Source organism: Prochlorococcus marinus subsp. marinus str. CCMP1375 (assembly GCF_000007925.1).
Taxonomy (GTDB): Bacteria; Cyanobacteriota; Cyanobacteriia; order PCC-6307; family Cyanobiaceae; genus Prochlorococcus_E; species Prochlorococcus_E marinus.
In genome coordinates, this window is sequence record NC_005042.1 from 1,514,199 (window position 1) to 1,539,837 (window position 25,639).

Sequence of the window (25,639 nt, forward strand, 5' to 3'; positions counted from 1 at the left end):
TGCTCAATCTTTTCGAAAAGAAATCCTAAAGGTCTTACTATTAACCAACCACAAAAATATAAAAATGGTAAATGCGAAACAGTAGGTATCCAACGTCGACGCTGAAGTAGCCAATTCTTCCAAGAAGCAGCAATTAAATTAATCAGCTTTCTGGTTCTATAGTACTGGTAAGGCCTTTGCCTTTAAGAGATTCAGAATAAAATTCTGCAGGTTCAAGATCACATGTAATAACTAAACCAATTCCAGTATTATGGGTTTCAAGCATAACCGCCATAGCATCTTGCTCACTTAGCTGTGGCACAACCTGCCGCAAGGTAGTAACAACATAATCCATAGTATTTACAGGATCATTATGAAGCAAGACCTTATATCGAGGAGAGGTCTTCCTCACTCGCTCAGTCTGCTTGTCAACAACTGCCGCACCGCCAGGGCCACGGCCTGGATTTCCGACCATATTCAGAATTGCTAATTAAACCAAATGTACGAACAATTTAACCTATAGAACCTAATCAAAATCAAATACTAGTGATCCTTCGCATAGCTTCTTCTACATTTGACCGGCTATTAAAAGCCGAAAGACGGAAATAGCCCTCCCCCGCTACACCAAAACCACTGCCAGGCGTCCCCACTATATTTGCTTTATTAAGTAAATGATCAAAGAATTGCCAAGAATCCATCTCTGTTGGTGCTTCTAACCAAACATAAGGAGCATGTTTGCCTCCATATATCTTGTAACCAGCCAATGTCAGCTGTTTGCGAATAATTTCAGCATTTTTCATATAAAAACTAACCAGCTTATTGGTTTGAGATTGACCTTCTAATGAATAAACCGCTTCTGCCCCTCTTTGAACTATGTAACTAACACCATTGAACTTAGTGCTTTGGCGACGATTCCAAAGTGACCAGAAATCAACTTCTGCCCCATCCAAAGTTTTGCCTTTAAGTGATTTCGGTATAACAGTGAAAGCACATCGCGTTCCTGTAAAACCCGCGTTTTTAGAAAATGAGCGAAATTCAATTGCGCAATCAGTTGCTCCATCAATTTCAAAAATTGAATGCGGCAATAAAGGGTCTTGAATAAATGATTCATAAGCAGCATCAAAAAGAATCAATGCATGATTTTTCTTCGCATACTCAACCCATTTGGTCAATTGAACCTTTGAGGCAACAGCACCAGTAGGATTATTGGGAAAACATAAATAAATCAAATCAACTGGCTCTGATGGCAATTCTGCTTCAAAACCATTCTCTGCATTCAAAGGTATATAAACTAGCCCTTCATAATGTCCTGAAGAGGCTGCTATACCAGTTTGTCCTGCCATAACATTACTATCCACATAAACCGGGTATACGGGATCAGTTACTGCAATCTTGTTACCTGTGCCAAGAATATCGAGAATATTACTGCTATCGCATTTTGAGCCATCAGAAACGAAAATTTCATCAGCCGAGATTTGGCATCCTCTTGATTGAAAATCATTTTTAGCAATTGCCTCACGAAGCCATAAATAGCCTTGCTCTGGCCCATAACCACGAAAACCAGAGGTGCTTCCCATCTCTTCAATTGCTGTTTTCATAGCCTTACAGCATGCTTGAGGCAGTGGCTCAGTAACATCGCCTATACCCAATCGAATAAGACTGGCAGTTGGATTGAGCTCACAAAAAGCATTGACTCGTCTAGAGATCTCGGGGAAGAGATAACCCGCTTTAAGCTTTAGGTAATTACTGTTGACCTGAACCACGAGGAAAAGCTATTTAAACCTTATATATACTGCCTTGGAAAGGTACCTATATGGAAGAAAATTGCATACGATATGACAAGGAAAGCTTTTTAACTTTGACAGCTTCTGTAAGTTCTGGCGCAAAATATAAGCATCTTGGTGAACCAATTCACTTTGAGACATTAGTAGATGTTGATATTCATCAGCCTGGCCAATATATGGGACATGAGCTAGGGGTTGAAGAGAAAAACTGGCATGAGAGTAACGTTCGCTGGGTACTTAGCTATCCAGAAACATATCAAGTTGGTGCAAGCAATCTTGGTCACATCATTTTATATTCCATTTTAAATACAATCCCAGGGCAAATTTGCGATAGAGCATATCTTCCTGGCATTGATTTAGCCCAACGTTTAAGAGAAAAGTCGATACCTTTATTCGCTGTAGAATCAAGATGTGCACTGAAGAACTTTGATATTGTTGGATTCAGCCTTAGTTATGAATTAGGAGCAACCAATATTTTAGAAATGCTTGATTTGGCAGGCATAGATCTCTACTCGAACAAAAGAAAAGATCTTCCTCTCAATGATCCAAGTTCATTGCCTCTTATATTTGCAGGAGGTCCAACAGCAACGAGTAATCCTGAACCTTATGCAAATTTTTTCGACTTTTTTGCTCTTGGAGATGGAGAGGAACTACTTCCTGAAATTGGTCTAATAATTGCACAATCAAAAAAGTTAGGAGTTAAACGTTCGCAAGCACTTCTCAATCTTGCCGAAATTCCAGGTGTATATGTTCCTTCCCTATATCAACAATCAAAAGATTGTGCATCAATAAAACCATCACATACCTCTGCACCTAAAAGAATTATTAGGCGAGTAGCGCAACCTATTCCGTATTATTCAATGGGATTAGTATCAAATGTTGAAACAGTTCACGATCGACTAACCATTGAGATCAGAAGAGGCTGTACTCGAGGTTGTCGTTTTTGTCAGCCAGGTATGTTGACAAGACCCGCTAGAGATGTGGAGCCTAAAGAAGTCATCGAAGCTGTTGAAAATGGGATGAAGAAAACAGGTTATAGCGATTTTTCTTTGCTTTCTCTTAGCTGTAGTGACTATTTATCACTACCAGAAGTCGGTGTTGAGCTTAGAAACAGACTTGGAGAAAAAAATATTACCTTACAATTACCAAGTCAACGCGTCGATAGATTTGATGACAATATTGCTCATATTCTTGGGGGGAGTCGTCAAGCAGGGCTTACATTTGCTCCAGAGGCTGGAACTCAAAGACTGCGAAACATTATCAATAAAGGGTTAACAAACGATGAGCTGCTCAATGGAATACGTAAGGCAATGGAACATCAATATAAAAAAGTTAAGCTTTATTTTATGATAGGACTACCAGGCGAGCTAGATGAAGACATCCAAGGAATTGCTCAGACTTGTAAATGGCTTCAAGAACAATGCCAAGATATAGGCAGATTGAAATTAAATATAACTATTAGTAATTTCACGCCCAAACCTCATACACCATTTCAATGGCACAGTGTTGCAACTACTGAGTTATTAAGGCGACAACAAATTCTAAAAGATGCTATTTCCGATTTCAAAATCAGGAATATCAAAGTTAATTTTACTGATGTAAGGATTTCAGCAATAGAAGACTTTCTGGGTCGAGGGGATAGGAGATTAGGATCTGTCATTGAATCCGCTTGGCGAAGTGGAGCTGGAATGGATGCTTGGTTTGAATCCCAAGATCGTGCATATAACGCATGGACTACTGCAATTTCAAAAGCAGGCTTTGCTAATGAGCTTAGAAAGTTAGAAATGGGTAATTGGGGCAATGTAAAAACTTTGGATGAAAAAAATGATCTCATTAATTTCTGCGCCCAACCCCTCCCATGGGATCACATAGATACAGGCATAGACAAAGATTGGTTAATCAAAGATCTTCAACAAGCTCTTAATGCAACCGTTGTTCCTGACTGTTCATTTTATAAATGCAGTAGCTGTGGCGTATGTGGCCCTGAGTTAGGTCACAATAAAGTCATAACACCTACATCTATACCTCCTATACAAGACTCTAAACTTCCACAAACACAGAAAGCCTGTCGAATAAGAATTCAATTTGAAAAAGCCAAGCCAATGCATCTCATTAGTCACCTTGATCTAATTCGTTTGTTAGAGAGAGCATTACGAAGAAGTAACTTGCCTATTAGCTATACAGGAGGGTTTCATCCGCTCCCTCGTTTGCAAGTTGCACTTGCATTGCCTCTTGGCATTGAAGGATTAGGAGAATGGATGGACATGGATTTCTTCGAAGACATTAATGCCACATCTATGAAGGATGAACTCCAAAAATATTTACCTAAAGGAATCAAGTTAATTCAAGCCCAAGCAATCCCAGTGAGTAAAACAAGCCTTTCTCAAGAACTAGTTCAAGCAAACTGGAGCTTTAAGCTAGAGAACAGCTCTAAGCAAAAACCAGAATCAAAAAAGTGGGTCGACACAATCCAAACAATTTTAAATTCAAAAGAATTAATATGGATAGATAAAGATAAAAAAGGTCGAAAACGAGAAAGGGATTTTCGTCCTGAATTAAAAAGTTTATTTATCACAAAATTCCAATCTGATAAATCAAATTCCAAGCAAATAATCTCAATAGAATTGAAGTCTTTGATCAGCCCAATAGGGAAAAGCATCAAGCCGATTCATGTAAAGCATTGGCTTGAAAAGGCTACTGAAAAGGAATTGAAGATTACAGACATCCAAAGAAATGAGCTGGTCTTAAAAAAGTGCTAAAGTAAATATGGTTAGTAGAAAGGCTCAGCAGAGCTCACTTAACCTGAGTTTTTGAAGAAAGTCCTGTCTAAATTAGACAAATCTGGCACGCCATATCCGGATTTCCAACATCAACCTTCAATCAGAACTAATCCGAATTGACTATCTCTTTCAAAAACTGAGTACAAAAAGTTTATCTAACTAACAGCAGTTTTACTGCAAATTAATTTTAATTCTGAGCTAAAGAGCTCTCATTTCTTTATATGCCTCAAAAAATTATCATCGCAGAGCAAGAGCGAATAGCTGCCTTGCTTACCGATGGAAGAGTAGACAAATTAATTGTCGCCCAGTGTCATTATCAAATTGGAGATATTTATCTTGGTATAATCGAAAATGTAAAGCCTGGAATAGATGCAGCCTTTGTAAATATCGGTCCAAGTGAAAAGAATGGGTTTTTAAATGTAAATGATCTAGGCCCTTTAAGATCAAAGCAAACTGCAGCAAGTATTAATGAATTACTCAGACCTAGTCAACCAGTATTAGTTCAAGTACTAAAAGAACCTACTGGAAATAAAGGTCCACGTTTGACAGGTAATATTTCTTTGCCAGGACGATACCTAGTTCTACAGCCAACTGGGCAAGGAGTAAATGTATCTCGTCAAATAAATACTGAAACTGAGCGCAATAGATTAAAAGCTTTAGGGGTATTAATTAAGCCTCCAGGAACAGGCCTTACAGTTCGTTCAGAAGCTGCGGAAGTCACGGAAGAATTAATAATCGATGATCTTGAAAATCTTCTTAAGAAATGGGAGTTAATACAACAAACAAGAGACCGTGCAAATCCGCCTTCTCTTCTAAGTCGTGATGAGGATTTCATCCACCGTGTTCTTCGAGACAACACAAATTCTGATCTTTCTGAAGTTATTGTTGAAACAACAGAAGCTAGTGATAAGGCTAAAAGATTTCTTACACCAAGCAATAAAAATGTAACTGTAGAATGTTTAAGTGAGAGCGTTAATTTACTACAGCATTATCAAATTGATATAGCAATATTAAATGCTCTTAAGCCTAGAGTAGATTTACCTTCTGGTGGATATATAATAATTGAACCAACAGAAGCATTAACGGTAATTGATGTTAATTCAGGGTCATTTGCTTCAGCCAATTCAAGTGAAACTGTTCTCTGGACAAACTGTGAAGCTGCAATAGAAATAGCAAGACAATTAAAACTAAGAAATATAGGTGGAATTATTATTGTTGATTTTATTGACATGGATTCACGTAGAGATCAGTTGCAACTCTTAGAATATTTCACATCTGCTATAAAGGATGATTCTTCCCGCCCAAAAATCTCACAATTAACTGAACTAGGTTTAGTAGAGTTAACTAGAAAAAGGCAAGGTCAAAATATTTATGAACTATTTAGCAAAGAGTGTTCAGCGTGTTCTGGTTTAGGTCACATTTCAAATATACCTCAAAAGAATCAAATACAACCCTCTGCTTTAAATCTAGGGTTGGTTGAATCTACACCCGTACTTCAAAATGAAGTGAAGTTAAATAATAATAATAAATCCAAAAATAATGACCAAAATGAACTATCAGATTCAATAAATTTATCGAAAAATGTGAATCGGGATAATAATTTAGACCAACCAATTATTAAGCAAGAGCAAATTGAAATAAAAATGAATGAAGATGAAGAGTATGTGTTTAGCTCGCTTGGCCTGAATCCAACATTAATGTTAGACAATCAAACCAATCACGAAAACCTTTCAATTCAAATAATAAAAGCTGAGAGTCATAAAAAAATAACAACTAATAAAACGGAAGAAAAACAAAGCTCTTCAGAAATCAAAAAAGAAAAAGGAAATTCAAGAGTATTTTCTAGTCTAGAAGAGGATGAGGAGTCAATCTTGGATGATTCCAACAAAGATAATGAACTTGTGTCAGATTCTTCCAAACAAGACGAAATAAACAATCAAATAGAAACTTCCGTTGAATTAATAAACTCACAAAGCACCTCGATAGATCCAGAATCCTCAGAACAAGACCTGGAAGAAACTAGACGCCGTAGGCGTCGTTCTTCTGCTGCAAATTAAGCCTTGAAAGCTTATACCGCAGCAGGTCTAGATGAAGTGGGACGAGGGGCTCTATTTGGGCCAGTATTTGCAGGAGCAGTAATTTTAGATAACCAAGCAGAAGATCAATTAATTGATGCTGGGCTTAAAGACAGCAAAAAATTATCCGCGCTAAAAAGATCGAATTTAGTACCTCTAATAAAAAAAATTTCACACTGCTGGGCTATTGGGCAATCATCCGCAAGGGAAATAGATCTACTAGGCATTCGTAATGCGACAGAAAAAGCAATGATCAGAGCAGTTCACCGTTTAGAAAAACAACCAGATGTTCTCTTGATTGATGGCTGTTTAAATTTAAGACTTTGGCATGGAGAACAAAAAACTGTCATCAAAGGAGAAGATCTCTATCCATCAATTGCAGCAGCAAGTGTCTTAGCAAAAGTAGCTAGAGATGATCTCATAAAACGAATGGCTGAAAAATATCCCCAATATGGTCTTGAAAAGCATGTTGGCTATGGAACAGCGCTACATCGTGCCGCTATAAGCAAATTTGGCAAAACTAAACTTCATAGAAAAACATTTCTTTCAAAGATCCAATAAATTACGGTTCAAAAACTATTCATTCTTCACTACACCAACTCGAAAAATCTTGAATCAATTGTTGACCTACACGAGCCTTTATACCTAGCAAAATACCATTCAAAATAGAATGTCCTGTTGATTCAAGTATTTTTGGTGGGATCAATCGCAACAACGGAGGTTGACTTACACTAACTCCAAGGAAAGCCTCTCCAACCAAGCCTGTATCCGTTGCGATGAGAGTTGCATCAAGCATTAATTCAAAATCATCCACTATTCCTAAGCCATCAAGCTCACTATCAGTAGCATGCATATGTAATTTTCTACCTTCACTATTTACAACAGCTATTGAAACCACTGGATTTACCTCTAATTGAAAAACTTTAAAACTAGTAACGGTATATCGAAAATTACCTTTGCCTAAAGAAACAAGCTTTTTGGGATCAAGCATTGCTCCAACAACTCTTTCCTGTTGTAAGAGATAATCAGGAAGTCGCTGAATATGCGTTTTGACAGGTAAATCAATTTTCTGTCTAGCATTGAAAGCCAGAGACATGATTGGCAGCTGACGCGACATGATCCTATCGACACTTGCCCTCTTTTTTAACTAATGCCAACTCAAGTCGCCTATCTCGGACCTAAAGGGACCTATGCCGAACAGGCAGCTGGCTATTTAGCAAAGCTAGAAAAGCTGTCTCAGCCAGAGTTTATACCTTGTTGTGGGCTGAGATCAGTAATCGAACACCTTGTCAATAAACATTGTGAAGCTGCTGTCGTACCTATAGAAAATTCTGTAGAAGGAGGGGTTACCACAACATTAGATTCCTTATGGGCTCATCCAAATTTATTCATACAAAGAGCATTAGTTTTGCCAATTCGCCATGCATTTATTAGTAGTGGATCTCTTAATGAAATCACAGAAGTCTTGTCACACCCTCAAGCTCTTGCTCAATGCACAGATTGGTTGAGCAATAATGTTCCAAATGCTATTCAATTACCAACCAATTCCACTTCAGAAGCAGTAAGGATGGTTAAAGGTAGCAAATTCCGAGCTGCAATAGCATCCAAAACATCATCTGAAGTTGAAGGTCTTGAAAATATTGCTTACCCGATTAATGACGTAGCAGGGAATTGCACTAGATTTGTACTACTAACAAATCAGAAAAGCGATATAACAGGCGACATCGCAAGCTTTGCATTTTCTTTACATGCAAATAAGCCAGGTGCATTATTAAAAGCATTAACATGCATTGCTGATTTAGGTCTAAATATGAACCGAATAGAATCAAGGCCTTCAAAAAGAGAATTAGGCGAATATATTTTTTTCGTAGATATTGACTTACAAGAAAAGTCTATTGACACAAAAGATAGGCTCAACAAGCTGCTAAAACCTTTATGTGAAAATATTATTTATTTTGGTAGTTATGTAACTAGTGAAATGACTTTAGATTAAATTATCCTCTAGAGCGAAAAACTCCAAATTGCATAAGGCCAGTATGAAAGGCCCATCGCATTAATACAATTGTAGGCACTTCTCTAATTGCTTTAAAAAAAGATCCTAAACCCAAGTCAAAAAAAACATTTGGCCTTCGAATACCTTCAATAATTGAATCATTCCAAGAAGGTATCGTATATTTTGTCCAGTCATCAGTTTCGACTCTGCCTGCAGAGTAAATACTATCTGATAGATTATTTCTAAAACCATAAATAGTTGCAAAGTCTGGGTGAGACCATTGATTTAATAACTGTTTAAGAACTAAACTATTTAAAAATCCAATTTCTTTTTTCGCATAATCTCTTCTATTCCAATCAGCAACAGCCAAAACACCCCCTGGACGTAATACTCTAAGCATTTCATCAGCAAATAATTGTTTATTTAAAATATGAGGACCTGCTTCAACACTCCAAACCCCATCGAAACTTCCATCTTCGAATTTCAAATTAAGTGCATTCATGATTTCAAAGTGACATTTGAGCTCTTTTGGAGTTAATTGATTTGCTCTTTTTACTTGTTCGGAACTAATTGTTATACCAACAACATCAAATCCGTAGTCTTTAGCTAAAATCCTGGAACTTCCTCCAATACCACAACCAATATCAATAATACGAGAACCTTTAGGAAGAGTGGAAAGCCCACTCCAATGAGCTAACTTATGAACAAAATCTATCTTTGCCTGTCGAAAATCCTTCGTTTTATAAGAATTTTCATAATAACCAAGATGAATATGTTCACCCCACAATTTTTCTAGCAAGCGATCATTAGTCCATGAATCATATGCTGAAGAAACACTTTCAGAAGATTTATACTTTCTGTCATTAAATAGCCATAAAAATATTAAAGAAAGGACTAATAGAGAGACTATTGGCAATAAGAAAGCTATCATTAATTATTTTTCTGATCAGCATTAGATAGTGTTTCTTTTAATGCCGTTCGTGCAGCTAATTGTTTACGAGTATGGTCAAGCATTTGATATTCGCGGCTTAGTCTATGCTTGGTATCCAACATTTCCAGAAGTTTTTGCTGCTCATCAGCAACTGGCCCTCCTAAATGTGATGCGACCCAAAAAGACAATTCCCTTGGAATTGTAGGTAATCCCTCAGGCAAGTTTCTTTCAGAGTCTGTCAGTTTGCCTGTCAAAGAAACCACATCTTTCAATGCAATCAATACAGAGTTCGAAAGATCACTTAACTCATCTTGGTCAGAATCAATACCATCATCTACCCAACTGACCATAGCTGTATAAAAAGGTGCTTCTCGAAGAATCTCTAAAACACGAAAACGTTGCTGACCAAGTGTAACTAAGTTGCTGCGTCCATCTTCAGATGTTTGATGTTTGATTATCTGAGCGCAGCAACCAACATCTGCAATTTTTTTGGTTGCAGGGTTCAGTCGAATCACTCCAAATCGACTATCAGCTTCTAAAACAGTTTGAAGCATTATTCGATACCTTGATTCAAAAATATGAAGTGGCAATACCTCCTGAGGAAATAAGACAACATCAGGTAGAGGAAACAACGGTAACTCCCTGACTGAAATATCCGTCACGGAATCTTCTCGAACACATATAGATACTACTTAAATCTTGTGGTCATTGACGTATTAACAACATCAAAGCTTAACTTCGATATCAACTCCGCTTGGTAAATCAAGCTTCATCAGAGCATCGATTGTCTTTGCTGAAGGGCTATAAATATCTATGATTCTTCTATGGGTCCTAGTCTCAAAGTGCTCTCTAGAGTCTTTATCTACATGGGGGGATCTAAGAACGCAATATATCTTCCTTTTTGTAGGAAGAGGGATAGGACCAATTGCTGTCGCTGCAGTATTGTCAGCTGTTTCAATGATCTTGTCGCATGAAAGATCTAACATCCGCCTATCAAATGCTTTAAGGCGTATCCTTATCTTCTGTTGTGCTATTGCCGTTGACATAAGTTCCTTATTGTATGTTTCCCCTAAAGGGGGTGATGAAAATAAATTTTCAAGGTTCAAAAGCTTTAGAAAGACTAAAGCCCAAGTTGTTAATTTAACTTATTGGAGATTTTTCTCCAGCAAAAAACAAAGATCTACTTAATAATCTTTGAAACGACACCAGCGCCAATTGTTCGGCCACCTTCACGAATAGCAAATCTCATACCTTGTTCAATTGCAACTGGACAAATAAGTTCTCCTGTCATTTTGATGCGATCTCCAGGCATAACCATTTCCACACTACTTCCGTCATCAGCTGTAAAAGCTGTGATTTGTCCTGTCACATCGGTTGTACGTATGTAAAACTGTGGTCTATACCCAGCAAAGAAAGGAGTGTGTCTTCCTCCTTCTTCTTTCTTAAGCACATAAACCTCTCCTTCAAATTGAGTATGAGGAGTAATGGATCCTTTTTTAACAAGAACCATTCCGCGCTCAATATCCTCTTTCTGTATTCCCCTTAGCAAAAGGCCTACATTGTCGCCTGCCATCCCTTCGTCGAGAAGCTTACGAAACATCTCTACTCCGGTGACGGTTGTAAGCCTTGTATCTCTAATACCAACTATCTCTACCTCCTCTCCTACAGTCACCTTCCCACGCTCAATTCGTCCTGTTGCAACTGTGCCTCTACCGGTAATTGAAAAGACATCTTCTACTGCCATTAAAAAAGGCTTATCAACTTCTCGTTCTGGCTCAGGAATTGAAGCATCTACAGCCTTCATTAACTCCTCAACCTTGCCTTCCCATTCAGAATCTCCTTCAAGAGCTTTTAAACCTGATACTTGAACAATAGGGATCTCATCTCCAGGGAAATCATAACTATCTAATAGTTCACGAATCTCCATCTCAACTAATTCAATGATCTCAGGATCATCAACCATGTCGCACTTATTAAGGGCAACTACAAGAGCTGGAACTCCCACTTGCTTAGCAAGAAGTATGTGCTCCTTAGTTTGTGCCATTGGGCCATCAGTAGCCGCACAAACTAAAATAGCTCCGTCCATTTGAGCTGCACCTGTGATCATATTTTTCACATAGTCAGCATGACCTGGACAATCAACATGGGCGTAATGTCTGCCATCAGTCTCATACTCAACATGAGCTGTATTAATTGTGATACCGCGCTCTCTCTCTTCTGGAGCACCATCTATATCACCATAATCTTGAGCTTGGGCTTGTCCCTTCTTGGCTAACACATTTGTGATAGCTGCAGTAAGGGTAGTTTTCCCATGATCAACATGCCCAATTGTCCCAATGTTGACGTGAGGCTTGTTTCTTTCGAACTTCTCTCTGGCCATTTGTTTAAAGAATCAGGTTAATAATAGACGATTGATGATGAAGATATCAGGAATTGCCCTGATTCTTAGAGATGATTGCTTCAGCAACATTCCGAGGAACCTCCTCATACTTGCTGAACTCCATTGAGAATATACCTCGCCCTTGAGTCATTGATCGCAGTTGAGTGGCGTAACCGAACATTTCAGCCAAAGGTACTTTTGATTGAACCTTTGAAATTCCATCATCAATAGATTGGCCTTCAACTTGACCCCTTCTTGAAGAAAGATCTCCAATAATTGAACCTAGGAAGTCCTCAGGAACCTCAACTTCTACTTTCATCATTGGCTCTAGAAGAACAGGGTTACACTTTTTAACCCCATCTTTGAAGGCCATTGAGCCAGCAATCTTAAATGCCATTTCAGATGAATCAACATCATGAAAAGAACCATCAACCATAGTTACCTTTACATCAATCAAAGGATATCCAGCCAATACACCAGATTCACATGTCTCTTTCATACCATTCGATGCAGGGCCGATATATTCCTTAGGCACAACACCACCAACAATTTTATTAATAAATTCAAATCCTGATCCTGGTTCACCTGGTTCCATTTCAATAACGACATGTCCATATTGCCCCTTACCTCCTGTTTGGCGCGCATACTTACCTTCGCCTTTTGAACTCGATCTAATTGTTTCTCTATAAGAAACTTGAGGTGCTCCAATATTGGCTTCGACTTTAAACTCACGAAGCATTCTGTCTACAAGAATCTCCAAGTGAAGTTCTCCCATACCAGCAATAACAGTCTGATTTGTTTCTTGGTCAGTACTTACACGAAATGTTGGATCTTCTTCTGCAAGAGATACTAAAGCCTTAGAAAGTTTCTCCATATCACCTTTGGTTTTAGGCTCTACTGCAACAGAAATCACAGGCTCTGGAACAAAAAGCGTCTCAAGAACAATCGGGTCATCAGTGGAACATAAAGTATCTCCGGTAGTGGTATTTTTTAAACCAAGTACAGCACCCAAATCTCCTGCACGCAGCTGATCAACTTCCTCGCGATCATCTGCCTTTAATACTACTAGTCTTGAAATTCTTTCTTTAGCATCCTTAGTGGAATTAAGGACATAACTTCCTTTTTCAAGGACACCTGAATACATCCTTACAAAAGTTAGTTTGCCATAAGGATCAGCCATAACTTTAAAAGCTAATGCACTAAATGGAGCATTATCTTCAGAGGGCCTTACGTCATCCTTTCCACTAGGCAAAACACCTTGAATAGGAGGAACATCAATAGGGGCTGGTAAATAGTCAATTACTGCATCAAGAACTAACTGAACACCTTTGTTTTTGAAAGCTGAACCACACAACATTGGAACAAGCCCATGCTTTAAAACTCCTTCTCGAATACCTTTTTTCAATTGGTCGATAGTAAGTTCACCATTCTCAAGGAAAGATTCAATTAATTCTTCATCAGTTTCTGCAACAGTTTCCATTAATTTTGATCTCCATTCAGCAGCTTTCTCGGCCATATCAGATGGGATTTCAGTCTCTTCTATATCAGTCCCAAGATCGTTTTTATATATGTGAGCTTTATTACTAACTAGATCAATAATCCCCGACAGATCTCCTTCTGCGCCAATAGGTAGCTGAATTGGAGCAGCATTTGCTTTCAGTCGATCTTTAATCTGGTCATAAACCTTTAAGAAATCTGCTCCTGTTCTATCCATCTTATTGACAAAGACCATTCTAGGGACTGAATAACGGTCAGCTTGACGCCATACGGTCTCTGACTGTGGTTGAACTCCACCAACCGCACAGAAAACTGCAATTACACCATCAAGGACTCGCATGGATCTTTCCACCTCAATGGTGAAATCCACGTGCCCAGGAGTGTCAATAATGTTAATCCTATGCTCTTGCCAACTTGTGGAAATTGCTGCTGCAGTAATAGTTATCCCCCTTTCTCTCTCTTGAGCCATCCAATCAGTTACGGCAGCTCCATCATGAACTTCACCAATCTTGTGAACTACACCTGAATAGAAAAGTATCCTTTCAGTGGTAGTGGTTTTTCCAGCGTCAATATGCGCTGCAATACCAATATTTCTTACGCGTTCTAGGGGGAAGGCACGAGCCACAGCTATTTCTCCAGTTTCAGGGTTTAAAAGCGGATGTGACTCTACAGTCCATCAGGTAAAAGTGAAAGTATTTGGTATTTATATCTAAAAAATCAATACCGATAATGAGCAAAAGCTTTATTTGCTTCGGCCATTTTATGGGTTTCCTCACGCTTGCGAACTGCATTACCAGCTTCATTTGCAGCATCCATTAATTCTCCAGCAAGTTTATGAGCCATGCTTCGACCATTTCTTGATCTGGAGAAATTAACAAGCCACCTTAATGCCATCGCTGTACCCCTCTCCTGACGAACTTCCATAGGGACTTGGTATGTAGCGCCACCTACACGTCTTGCTCGAACTTCAACAAGAGGAGTGGCGTTTTTGATAGCTGTTTCAAAAAGCTCTATAGGATCTCCACCAGTTCGCTCGTTTATTAAACCAAATGCTTGCGAAAGAATTTTTTGCGCAGTGGACTTTTTACCATGTTTCATTAGTCTTGCAACCATCATTGTTGCCAGACGATTATTAAATTGTGGGTCAGGTAAGACTGGTCGTTTTTCAGCTGCGTTTCTTCTAGACATTTGGTTAAATTAATTTAGTTAAGTAATTGATGAAAAATTTCTTTACGATTTTGGAGCCTTAGCTCCATATTTTGATCGAGCTTGCCGACGATCTTTGACACCGGCAGTATCAAGCGTTCCTCGAATAATGTGATAACGGACCCCAGGAAGGTCTTTAACCCGGCCGCCACGCAATAGCACAACTGAGTGTTCTTGAAGATTATGTCCTATACCAGGGATATAAGCTGTCACTTCAAAGCCTGAAGTAAGTCGAACTCTAGCGACTTTGCGCAATGCAGAATTTGGCTTTTTTGGCGTTGATGTATAAACCCTTGTACAAACGCCCCTCCTTTCCGGGCATGATCGCAATGCTGGCGACTTGGTTTTGCGAGTAAGTCGCTGTCGCTCAGTTCTAATTAGCTGTTGAATGGTTGGCATCGAAGATTGACTCGGTCAGTAATTTGGGTCCGAACTGATAATCTTCTATTCTACTAGCTCGAGGGCAATAAGAAGAATTTTTTATAAACCCATTTGTCTCAATACGAAGCTATTAAATAAAAAAGCACTCAAAACATTTGATTTATAACCTCTTGGCGTTTTAAATCAATTAAACAAATACACCTAGAATCATTTGATACCTAACACACTATTTTTCAATCTGCTAAGGCGAATCTAAAAAGCTTGATTTCTTTCATGCCTAAACAACCACATATTCCCAATTGGCCTTACTGTGACAGCAGCTCTCCCAATGCCTTGACAGGTGAAAGGGATGCTTGCGGTGTTGGTTTTTTAGCACAAATTGAAGGCAATTCCAATCATTGGGTTTTAGAGCAAGCACTTCGAGGTTTGGAGTGTATGGAACATCGAGGTGGATGTGGAGGTGATAGTGATTCTGGTGATGGAGCAGGGCTATTATGTGAAATTCCTTGGAGTTTTTTAGAAAGCATTTGGTCGGAAATTAAAAGTCGAAATAACTCACAGAAATTAGGGTTGGGGATGCTTTTTATGCCCAATAACTTAGAAGAATGCACAAAGGCTAAAAATATTTTTGAAAAAGAAGCAAAAACTCTTGGATTGACTTCTAGAGGATGGCGTGAAGTTCCTGTTAACCCTTCTGTCCTTGGTCCTCTAGCTAAAGAAACAGCACCTTTTATATTGCAATGGCTTGTAGAAGGAAATGATCAAGAAGAAAATTTTGAAAGTTTGCTATTTCGCTTAAGGAAGCGTATTCAAAATCAATGTGCTAATTCATTCAAAGAAATTGACAAACAACCCTATATAGCTTCTTTAAGTTCTCGCACAGTTGTTTATAAAGGAATGGTTAGATCAGAAGTTTTAGCAGATTTTTACCAAGATCTTCGTCACAAGGAATTTAAAATTTCTTTTGCTATTTATCATAGACGATTCAGTACAAACACTCTTCCCCGTTGGCCTCTCGCACAACCTATGCGACTACTAGGACACAATGGTGAAATCAATACTCTTCTTGGAAATTTAAATTGGGCAAAAGCCACAGAAGTGCATCTAGAAGAAATTTGGGGTGAATCAGCAAAAGACCTAACACCTGTCGTCAATTCTTCATTTAGTGATTCAGCTAATCTAGATGCAACTCTTGAACTCCTTGTTCGTAGTGGCCGTCCAATTACAGATAGTCTGCTAACTCTAGTCCCAGAGGCTTTCAGAGATCAGCCCGAACTAGAAGAGCAAGAAGAAATAAATGCCTTTTATGAATATTCAGCATGCACTCAAGAAGCATGGGACGGGCCTGCTTTACTAGTTTTTTCTGATGGTCATTTTATCGGAGCAACATTAGATAGAAATGGACTACGCCCAGCAAGATATTGCGTCACAAAAGATAATCTTGTGATAATGGGATCTGAGACTGGAGTAGTTGACATTGAAGACAGCCAAATTATAGAAAAAGGAAGATTAGGGCCAGGTCAAATGTTGGCAGTTGACCTGCAAAAAGGAAGATTATTAAAGAATTGGGAAGTAAAGAAAGAAGCTGCAAATAGGCATCCCTATCAAAGCTGGTTATCAGCAAATCGTGTCATCTTTAAGAATCAACCATGGGTAGAAAAAACTAATTTAGAGCAATTAGATCTACTTCAAAAACAAACTGCTTTCGGTTTTTCTGCTGAGGATTTTGATTTAATTATTAATACAATGGCAAGCGAAGGCAAAGAGCCTACATATTGCATGGGAAATGATATCCCGCTTGCAATTCTTTCTAATAAAGCTCATATATTATACGACTACTTTAAACAAAGATTTGCACAAGTTACAAATCCTCCTATAGATCCATTACGTGAAAAACTTGTAATGAGTCTTGAAATGCATCTAGGGAAAAAAGGTTCTCCGCTATCGCCACAAAAAGATGGATTCTCAGTAATTAGTTTAAACTCTCCAATAATTAATGAAAATGATCTTATTAAGCTTTGCAGTCAAGGTCTCTCTACAAAAATAATTTCAACATTAATATCAATTGAAGAAGGTCTTATAGGGCTAGAAAAAGTACTTAAAGATATCTGTAATGATGCAGAATTAGCAGTCAGAAATGGCACAAGAGTATTAATACTTTCAGACCGAGGATTAAATCAAAGCAAAACATATATACCTCCATTATTAGCTGTTGGAGCAGTTCACCATCATTTGCTAAAACATAAATTGAGGCTTGATGTATCAATAATTATTGATACTGCTCAATGCTGGAGCACGCATCACGTTGCTTGTCTAATTGGCTACGGAGCAAGCGCTATATGTCCTTGGTTGGCTTGGGAAACAACTAGGCATTGGTGGAAAAGTCCTAAAACTCAAAAACTAATAGAAAGTCAAAATCTTGCAAATTTAACAATTCAAACAGCACAAGCCAATTTAAAGAAAGCATTAGAAGATGGCTTGCGAAAGATACTATCAAAAATTGGTATTTCCCTTTTAGCTAGTTATAACGGAGCGCAGATTTTCGAAGCAGTCGGGATAGGTGCTGACATAATTGACATAGCTTTTAAAGGAACAACAAGCAGAATATCGGGATTAACCCTTAAAGAATTGGCCAATGAAACACTTTCATTTCATTCAAAAGCTTTCCCAAATATAGATCTAAAAAAACTTGAGTTCTTTGGTTTTGTTCAATTTCGGAGTGGTGGAGAATTTCATTTAAACAACCCTGCAATGTCAAAAGCATTGCATTCTGCAGTAAGGCAAGGGTCTAACTATGATCATTTTTCCACTTATCAATCTCTACTTGAATCAAGACCAGCGACTTCCCTTCGCGATTTATTGACATTTAAAAAAGCCAAAAAGCCTTTACCTATCGAGCAAGTTGAAAGTGTTGAAAACATTTGCAAACGGTTTTGCACAGGAGGAATGAGCTTAGGTGCTCTTTCCAGAGAGGCCCATGAGGTCCTAGCAATAGCTATGAACCGCATTGGAGGTAAAAGCAATAGCGGAGAAGGAGGCGAAGATCCTCAAAGATTCAAAATTCTTACTGACGTAGATGAACAAAACCTTTCAGCCAGTTTCCCAAACCTAAAAGGACTTAAGAATGGCGATAGTGCATGTTCAGCAATTAAACAAATAGCTTCGGGCAGGTTTGGTGTTACTCCTGAATATCTAAGAAGTGGCAAACAATTAGAAATTAAAGTAGCCCAAGGTGCAAAGCCTGGCGAAGGTGGGCAATTACCTGGCAAGAAAGTAGACACTTATATTGCAAAATTACGAAATAGCAAAGCTGGTGTTGCTCTAATTTCTCCACCACCTCATCACGATATTTATTCAATCGAAGATCTAGCTCAATTAATCCATGATCTCCATCAAATTCATCCAAAAGCCAAAGTAAGTGTGAAGTTAGTTGCAGAAATAGGCATAGGTACAATTGCTGCAGGAGTAGCAAAAGCAAATGCAGATGTTATACAAATATCTGGTCATGATGGAGGTACTGGCGCCTCTCCTCTTAGTTCAATCACCCATGCAGGATTGCCGTGGGAGTTGGGCTTGACTGAAGTACATAGAGTTCTCTTGGAAAATGGATTAAGAAATCGAGTATTACTTAGAGCAGATGGAGGTTTAAAAACAGGATGGGATGTTGTTATGGCGGCCCTCCTAGGGGCAGAAGAATATGGATTCGGCTCAATTGCAATGATTGCAGAAGGTTGCATAATGGCGCGCATATGCCATACCAATAAATGTCCAGTAGGAGTAGCTACTCAACAAGAGGCCTTAAGAAAGCGCTTCTCTGGAGTTCCTGAACATGTAGTTAATTTTTTTCTATTTGTAGCAGAGGAAGTCAGACAAATAATGAGTCTCTTAGGGGCATCAACATTGGAAGAAATTATTGGCAACACAGAAATGCTGCAATCTCGAAATGTAAAGCTTGCCAAAACGAAGGAAGTAGATCTTTCCTCTTTGCTAAAACCAATACCAAAAGTTCAAGACAGGTCATGGCTTGTGCATCAAATTGAGCCGCATAGCAATGGAAACGTTCTCGAAAATGCACTTCTAAAAGACTCAGAGATTTGCAATGCAATAATTAATCATGGAAATGTTTCTAGAATTATTCCAATAGCAAACACGGATAGGAGTGTTTGTGCTCGTATTTCTGGCGAGATAGCAAAAGAACACGGTAATAAAGGTTTCAAAGGAACACTTGATCTAACCTTTAAAGGTGCTTCAGGACAAAGCTTTGGCGCATTCTTATTACAAGGTATGAATGTTCGTCTTATAGGCGAAGCTAATGATTATGTAGGGAAAGGCATTAACGGCGGAGCAATTACTTTAATCCCCCCCACTATTAATGAAAATGCCTCTAACCAGGTAATTCTTGGCAACACATGTCTATATGGAGGTACTGGCGGAAAATTATTTGCTCTTGGAAAAGCAGGGGAACGTTTTGCAGTAAGAAATAGTGGGGTAGAAACAGTGGTTGAAGGAGCAGGCGATCATTGCTGTGAATACATGACTGGTGGAATAGTGGTAGTGCTAGGAGAAACTGGCAGAAATGTTGGAGCAGGAATGACTGGAGGAATAACTTTTTTACTCAATGAAGATAATCAAGTAAATAATCGCGTAAACACCGAAATCGTTGAAATTCATAGTTTATTAACAACTGAGCAAGAAGATATTGTTAAGCCATTAATAAAAGAACATTATCAAAAAACGAAGAGTTTTAAAGCTCAAAAAATAATTAATGAATGGGCGTATTATAAGCAAAAGTTCAAGATTTTAGTACCACCAAGTGAGAAATTAAGATTAGGGTTGTTAGACCAATAAATCAGTAAATTACAATGCCTTTATTTATAAAAAAAGAACAATTTACACAAGAGACTTTATCATTATTGCCAGAAATAAAAAAACAATATCTTGCAGATCACAAAATCTGGGTTAAGGAATTAATCGCTTCTGGCAAGAATATTTCTTCCGGGTATCTAACCGATCAAGAAAGGAATCCTGGAGGTGGAGGATTACTTTTTATAGAAGCAACTAACTTTGAAGAAGCCAAGGATATTATTCAGCAAGATCCAATGATTAGAAATAACTTGGTAAATTGGGAAATTCAAGAATGGGTTCCAGTTGCTGGGAATTTATTAGAACAATTCAACGTGGATAAATTTGCATAAGTCTCTTAACTTCGCCAGCGTGATAACTACTACGAGTTAATGGAGAACTAACTACCTGTAGAAAACCAAATCGGGTTTGTCCTTCCTCCTTGTATTTTTGAAACTGGTCAGGAGTCACAAATCTATCTACTGGCAAATGCTTTGTCCCTGGAGAAAGATATTGACCTATCGTAACTATATCTACATTATTATCATGAAGATCTGAAAGCACTTGCAAGACCTCATCATCTGTCTCACCAAGTCCAACCATCAAACCTGATTTGGAATATACATTTGGAGATTCTTGTCTAACACGTCTTAACAGTTCTAATGAACGCTTATATAAACCTTGGGGTCTTGCTCGTTTATATAATCTAGGGACAGTTTCAATATTGTGATTTAAAACATTTGGGGAAGCATTCATAACCTTTTTAAAAGCATCCCAATTTCCACAAAAATCGGGAATGAGTAATTCAATTGTGGTTTCTACAGAACTAGCTCGAACTGCATCAATGCAACTAACAAATTGACTGGCTCCTCCGTCTTCTAAATCGTCCCTATTTACAGAAGTAATTACTACATGTTTTAAGCCCAGTCTTTTAACTGCTTCGCCAAGTCTTTCAGGTTCAGAAGGATCCAAACTTCGAACACTTTTATCAAAATCAATATCACAATAAGGACATGCTCTAGTACAACCTGGTCCCATTATCAAAAACGTAGCTGTGCCACCTGCAAAACACTCACCAATATTTGGGCAACTAGCTTCTTGACAAACAGTATTTAAATTTAAATCTGATAATAAATCAGCTACATAACCAATCCGTTCATGCTGAGGAGCTTTCACTCTTAGCCAATCAGGCTTATGCGTATTCATACTTGCCACAACTTAAAAATAAGCAAAGCCATTTCATAAAAAACATACTAATAACCACGAGGAGTAACTAAACATCCGTCTTTGAAAAAGCTCTTGCTATTACCAACTAGTAATAGTGTAAGCATGTCCACCCTATCTATAGGGAAAGAACCAATAGTATGAACTTCAACTGTTTCATCAGCTCTACCGAGTTGTCGAGCAAAAGCTATTGGAGTATGTAGCGGCTTATTTTGAAGCAAAATTTCAAATGCTTTTTGCAGTTGCCAATTACGACTTTTAGACTTTGGGTTATAAAAAGCAATAACAAAATCAGAGATAGATGCTGCTCTAACCCTTTCTTCAATTTGCTCCCATGGCGTTAAACAATCACTAAGACTAATCGCACAAAAATCATGCATTAATGGAGCACCTATTCTTGCAGCAGCAAGCTGAATAGAACTAATACCCGGATGAACTTTGAATTCTGGGCGATCTTCTTTTGGTCGTTCCAACCAAAGCTCTAAAGCTAAACCAGCCATCCCATAAATTCCGCTATCGCCAGAAGAAATTAATGAAACGCGAATACCTTGCGTAGCTAGGTTTAATGCCTGCTCACACCTATCTCGTTCGTTCGTTAAAAAACTATCAATGCGAGCTTGGTCAAATTTCCTAATTGGCTCAAGCAAGTCTAAATATGGCTTGTAACCAATCCAAACAGCACTTCTTGCAAGGGCAAGACGAGAATCATTTGTTAAAAAACTTGGATCACCTGGGCCACTCCCCACTAAATGGAGCTCACCTCGTGTGGGAGCGAAAGGCTCTATTGCTTCTGCTATTGCAATAGTTACTGAACCTTTTTCGGATTTGTTTGATGTATAAATGTGTTTTTGAAATTTAAGGATGCCTCTTTCACCAGCAGCTAAAATTGATGCAGCTTCCGCAACTGATGGAGTACCTACTTCAGAATCAACTATTCTGGAAGGATTAGGTACATCAATTTGAGAAAGGTCTTGGGCACTATATAAACGTAGTGGGAAGAAATATTTAGATCGAAGAGATTTTATAGCAGGCTCATCATATTTAATGTCTATAGTTGCCAGCCCAGCAATAGCTTCTCTTGCTAAACAAGCCTCTTCAAGTGCTGCTTCTAAGGCTCTTGTAACAAGCCCATAACTTGTATTTCTTTCACATCCAATCCCAACCCACAATGTTGCTGGATGCCAACAACATTGTGGCGATTTCTGTGAAGAGATTTTCATCAAATGAGATTTAGGAATATCTTTCTGATTTTTAGATCCCTCCAAAGTATTTATTGCTCCTTCCATTGTTTTCCATAAAAGAGAGCCACTAGTTTGTTCAACTTTGATTGGTTCTTTTAAAGCGATTAGAATCATTAAGTTCTTCCAATCTGATATATCCCCTTTACGCCTCCATCCCCAAGCATCACCAAAACTATCAAGTGCAATATTTTCTTCAGTTCTCGAAAAGCCTGTAGATACAAAATGGCCACCAAAATCTTCAGCCAATTGACAAGCAAGTTCATCAGCACCAGCTTGATGACCTCCTAATAAGGAAACAATGTTCTGCGCTCTTGAATCCATGACAACAACAGCAGGGTCACTCTCTTTATCTGTTATCAAAGGAGCAATCATTCTTACAACCGCTCCAATCGCCCCTACAACAATAAAAGCTGCTCTAGGTTCCCAAAACCTTTGAAAAATATCTTCCGGTTTATGAACCAAGCATTTGCTACCAAAAAGATCTACTTGTGCAGCAGCTTTAGGACTTAAAGCAATGGAGTCCACATGCCCACGAGCTTTTAATCTCAGCAATAGGCTATATGCAGAAGATGAAAAGGCAAGCGCAACTCTGTTATTCGGGTTCAATGAAGAAATAATCTGTGGGTTTGTAAAGAATTTGAGAGGCTCGAAGTGATATAAAAATTACTTTTTATTCATACATTAATTTTAATGATTCGACCACTCCTGACAATTCTAAAAAGCAAAGCCCTTGCCTTCACTATGTTTACGCATTCAAGTGCCGAGTATTTTCCATTTTTCACCTAATTAGAAAAATTTTCCTGGGTAGAACATTTGTTACTTGAATACGTAGTAACTGGCTCTCGGATCTATGCTTCCTAAATCAGATCCTTTAATAGGGATCCTTTCATTCAATTTAGAAATAGATTTGGTTCTATTTCATTAATTGAAAACCAGGTGGAAACAAACCCACCTAGAACCCATTCCTCGAGGAAAAATCTCGATGACCATTAGCCCACCAGAACGTGGGGAGAAAGCAAAAGGGGCAGCACCCACCCCTTACGACCAGCCAGTTGATAGAGATCATGCTCCTATCGACTATGAAAAACTCAACAAACCTGGGTTCTGGTCTTCAAAGCTTTCAAAAGGTCCCAAAACCACAACTTGGATTTGGAATCTCCACGCTGACGCTCACGACTTCGATACTCATCTAGGTGACCTAGAAGAGACCAGTAGAAAGATCTTTTCTGCGCATTTTGGACACTTAGCAGTCGTCTTCATTTGGATGAGTGCTGCTTTCTTCCATGGAGCGCGCTTCTCTAATTACACAGGCTGGTTAGCCGATCCTACAAACGTAAAGCCTGGAGCACAGGTTGTATGGCCAGTAGTTGGACAAGAAATTCTTAATGCTGATTTAGGAGGCAACTATCAAGGCCTCCAAATCACATCAGGTATTTTCCAAATGTGGCGTGCATGGGGCATTACCAGTGAAGTGCAACTGATGGCCTTAGCTATCGGTGGTGTAATCATGGCTGCCTTAATGCTTCATGGTGGTATTTATCACTACCACAAAGCTGCTCCAAAACTTGAATGGTTCAGAAAGATTGAACCAATGCTCCAACATCATCAAATTGCTTTGATTGGTTTGGGCTCAATTGCTTGGGCTGGTCATTTGATTCATATAGGAGCGCCAGTTGCAGCACTCTTAGATGCAATAGATGCAGGGAACCCTCTTGTAGTAGATGGGGTTTCAATTGCTAGCGCAGCAGACGTTACAAACCTTGCACCAAGGCTTTGTGATCCAGCTGTAGCAAGTCAAATTTTCCCTAGCCTTGCAGGCCGTACTGTAGAGAACTTCTTCACTCTCAATTGGTGGGCATTTACCGATATTCTTACAAACAAAGGTGGCTTAAATCCAGTAACTGGAAGCCTTTGGATGACAGATATCTCGCACCACCATCTTGCGTTTGGTGTGTTTGCCATTTTCGGCGGACATATGTGGAGAAACAACGTTCATGGTGTTGGCCACAGCATGAAAGAAATCATGGATGTTCATAAAGGAGATCCAATTCTTTTCCCCGCACCTAAAGGTCATCAAGGAATCTTTGAGTTCCTTAGCAATAGTTGGCATGGTCAATTAAGTATCAACCTTGCAATGGTTGGATCCGCAAGCATTGTGGTTGCACACCATATGTATGCATTGCCTCCATACCCTTACATAGCTATTGACTATCCCACGGTTCTAGGCCTATTTACTCATCACATGTGGATAGGTGGTTTGTTTATATGCGGTGCTGCGGCTCATGCTGGCATTGCCATGATCAGAGATTATGACCCAGCAGTTCATATAGATAACGTATTGGATCGTATCCTTAAAGCACGAGATGCCATTATTAGTCACTTAAATTGGGTTTGTATGTGGCTTGGCTTCCATAGTTTTGGCCTTTATATCCATAATGATGTAATGAGGGCTCTTGGAAGACCTAAGGATATGTTTAGCGATACAGGTATTCAATTGCAGCCATTCTTGGCCCAATGGGTACAGAATCTTCAGCAGAGTGCAGTTGGAACTGGAGACTTAGTAGGCGCTGGTAATTTACCTGGAAGTGTTCTAAGTGAAGTTTTCAATGGAAATGTTGTTGAGGTAGGAGGCAAAGTTGCTATTGCTCCGATTCCCTTAGGAACTGCTGACTTGATGATTCATCATGTTCACGCTTTTACTATCCATGTAACTCTCCTAATACTTCTCAAGGGTGTTTTATACGCAAGAAGCTCAAGACTTATTCCTGATAAAGCTCAGCTTGGATTCCGTTTCCCTTGTGATGGTCCTGGTAGAGGAGGAACATGTCAGGTTTCTTCTTGGGACCACGTCTTCCTAGGTCTATTCTGGATGTACAACAGTCTTTCTGTTGTTATCTTCCATTTTTCTTGGAAGATGCAAAGTGATGTCTGGGGGCTAACAGGTGGGAATTTTGCACAAAGTTCTATCACTATTAACGGTTGGCTTCGTGACTTCCTTTGGGCTCAGTCTTCACAGGTGCTTACAAGCTATGGCCAGCCTATTAGCATGTATGGCCTAATGTTCCTTGGTGCTCATTTTGTATGGGCATTCAGCCTTATGTTCCTATTCAGTGGCAGAGGCTACTGGCAGGAACTTTTTGAGTCCATAATTTGGGCACATAATAAATTGAAAGTTGCTCCAACTATTCAGCCACGTGCTCTTTCAATTACCCAAGGTCGTGCAGTAGGTGTTGCTCACTTCCTTCTAGGTGGAATCGCTACCACCTGGGCCTTTTTCCACGCCCGCCTTATCGGGCTCGGCTAACCTTTCCTGAACCTCTCCCTCA

General features: G+C 38.9%; 19 protein-coding genes. 7 read left to right on the top strand and 12 right to left on the bottom strand.

The window, feature by feature from the left end:
- Positions 1-142: 142 nt before the first annotated feature.
- Both clpS and PRO_RS08110 read right to left on the bottom strand, forming a co-directional pair.
- Complete coding sequence (gene clpS, locus PRO_RS08105) at positions 143-454, bottom strand: ATP-dependent Clp protease adapter ClpS (protein ID WP_011125804.1); 312 nt, start codon at positions 452-454, stop codon at positions 143-145.
- A gap of 61 nt (positions 455-515) precedes the next feature.
- The gene (locus PRO_RS08110) at positions 516-1,742 is read right to left on the bottom strand and encodes an LL-diaminopimelate aminotransferase (RefSeq protein WP_011125805.1); all 1,227 of its coding nucleotides are present in this window, start codon (positions 1,740-1,742) and stop codon (positions 516-518) included.
- Between the two features lie 95 nt (positions 1,743-1,837).
- Between PRO_RS08110 and PRO_RS08115 the strand changes: the two genes are divergently transcribed.
- The 3 genes from PRO_RS08115 to PRO_RS08125 all read left to right on the top strand — a co-directional run bounded on the left by PRO_RS08115 (position 1,838) and on the right by PRO_RS08125 (position 7,179).
- Positions 1,838-4,522 (top strand): TIGR03960 family B12-binding radical SAM protein, encoded by a 2,685-nt coding sequence (locus tag PRO_RS08115; protein WP_011125806.1) that lies wholly within the window; start codon positions 1,838-1,840, stop codon positions 4,520-4,522.
- A 242-nt stretch (positions 4,523-4,764) separates the two neighbouring features.
- Positions 4,765-6,600, top strand: coding sequence for an Rne/Rng family ribonuclease (locus tag PRO_RS08120; protein ID WP_011125807.1), 1,836 nt, complete (start codon positions 4,765-4,767; stop codon positions 6,598-6,600).
- 3 nt (positions 6,601-6,603) lie between these two features.
- Positions 6,604-7,179 (top strand): ribonuclease HII, encoded by a 576-nt coding sequence (locus tag PRO_RS08125; RefSeq protein ID WP_011125808.1) that lies wholly within the window; start codon positions 6,604-6,606, stop codon positions 7,177-7,179.
- A 19-nt stretch (positions 7,180-7,198) separates the two neighbouring features.
- Here PRO_RS08125 and PRO_RS08130 read toward each other — a convergent pair whose 3' ends face one another.
- Complete coding sequence (locus PRO_RS08130) at positions 7,199-7,714, bottom strand: DUF1997 domain-containing protein (RefSeq protein WP_036892520.1); 516 nt, start codon at positions 7,712-7,714, stop codon at positions 7,199-7,201.
- A gap of 54 nt (positions 7,715-7,768) precedes the next feature.
- Here PRO_RS08130 and pheA point away from each other — a divergent pair, with 54 nt between their 5' ends.
- Complete coding sequence (pheA, locus tag PRO_RS08135) at positions 7,769-8,611, top strand: prephenate dehydratase (RefSeq protein WP_011125810.1); 843 nt, start codon at positions 7,769-7,771, stop codon at positions 8,609-8,611.
- 1 nt (position 8,612) lies between these two features.
- Here the strand turns inward: pheA and PRO_RS08140 are convergent, their stop codons facing one another.
- From PRO_RS08140 to rpsL, 7 genes are all read right to left on the bottom strand, one after another.
- On the bottom strand, positions 8,613-9,542 hold the full coding sequence (locus PRO_RS08140; protein ID WP_011125811.1) for a methyltransferase domain-containing protein: 930 nt from the start codon (positions 9,540-9,542) through the stop codon (positions 8,613-8,615).
- A complete protein-coding gene (locus tag PRO_RS08145; RefSeq protein WP_011125812.1) occupies positions 9,542-10,204 on the bottom strand; it encodes an LON peptidase substrate-binding domain-containing protein in 663 nt (220 codons plus the stop codon). Before PRO_RS08145 ends, PRO_RS08140 begins: the two co-directional genes overlap by 1 nt.
- Positions 10,205-10,267: 63 nt before the next feature.
- Positions 10,268-10,588 (bottom strand): 30S ribosomal protein S10, encoded by a 321-nt coding sequence (gene rpsJ / locus PRO_RS08150; RefSeq protein ID WP_006042265.1) that lies wholly within the window; start codon positions 10,586-10,588, stop codon positions 10,268-10,270.
- 134 nt (positions 10,589-10,722) lie between these two features.
- Positions 10,723-11,922, bottom strand: a complete 1,200-nt coding sequence (gene tuf / locus PRO_RS08155; protein WP_011125813.1) for an elongation factor Tu — start codon at positions 11,920-11,922, stop codon at positions 10,723-10,725.
- Between the two features lie 46 nt (positions 11,923-11,968).
- Entirely contained in the window at positions 11,969-14,044 is a 2,076-nt protein-coding gene (gene fusA / locus PRO_RS08160; RefSeq protein ID WP_011125814.1) for an elongation factor G, read from the bottom strand.
- Positions 14,045-14,136: 92 nt separating this feature from the next.
- Entirely contained in the window at positions 14,137-14,607 is a 471-nt protein-coding gene (rpsG, locus tag PRO_RS08165; RefSeq protein WP_011125815.1) for a 30S ribosomal protein S7, read from the bottom strand.
- A gap of 42 nt (positions 14,608-14,649) precedes the next feature.
- The gene (gene rpsL, locus PRO_RS08170; protein ID WP_011125816.1) at positions 14,650-15,024 is read right to left on the bottom strand and encodes a 30S ribosomal protein S12; all 375 of its coding nucleotides are present in this window, start codon (positions 15,022-15,024) and stop codon (positions 14,650-14,652) included.
- 255 nt (positions 15,025-15,279) lie between these two features.
- Between rpsL and gltB the strand changes: the two genes are divergently transcribed.
- Both gltB and PRO_RS08180 read left to right on the top strand, forming a co-directional pair.
- Positions 15,280-19,854, top strand: a complete 4,575-nt coding sequence (gene gltB / locus PRO_RS08175) for a glutamate synthase large subunit (protein WP_011125817.1) — start codon at positions 15,280-15,282, stop codon at positions 19,852-19,854.
- Between the two features lie 14 nt (positions 19,855-19,868).
- On the top strand, positions 19,869-20,201 hold the full coding sequence (locus PRO_RS08180; protein ID WP_011125818.1) for a YciI family protein: 333 nt from the start codon (positions 19,869-19,871) through the stop codon (positions 20,199-20,201).
- Here the strand turns inward: PRO_RS08180 and lipA are convergent.
- Positions 20,179-21,054, bottom strand: coding sequence for a lipoyl synthase (lipA, locus tag PRO_RS08185; RefSeq protein ID WP_036892525.1), 876 nt, complete (start codon positions 21,052-21,054; stop codon positions 20,179-20,181). The two genes, PRO_RS08180 and lipA, sit on opposite strands and share 23 nt — an antisense overlap.
- A 47-nt stretch (positions 21,055-21,101) precedes the next feature.
- Complete coding sequence (cobJ, locus tag PRO_RS08190; RefSeq protein WP_225866388.1) at positions 21,102-22,919, bottom strand: precorrin-3B C(17)-methyltransferase; 1,818 nt, start codon at positions 22,917-22,919, stop codon at positions 21,102-21,104.
- Positions 22,920-23,295: 376 nt separating this feature from the next.
- On the opposite strand from cobJ, the gene psaA reads away from it, so the two are divergent.
- Positions 23,296-25,617: a photosystem I core protein PsaA gene (gene psaA / locus PRO_RS08195; RefSeq protein ID WP_011125821.1), complete on the top strand. Its 2,322-nt coding sequence runs from the start codon at positions 23,296-23,298 to the stop codon at positions 25,615-25,617.
- The last annotated feature ends 22 nt before the right edge of the window (positions 25,618-25,639 follow it).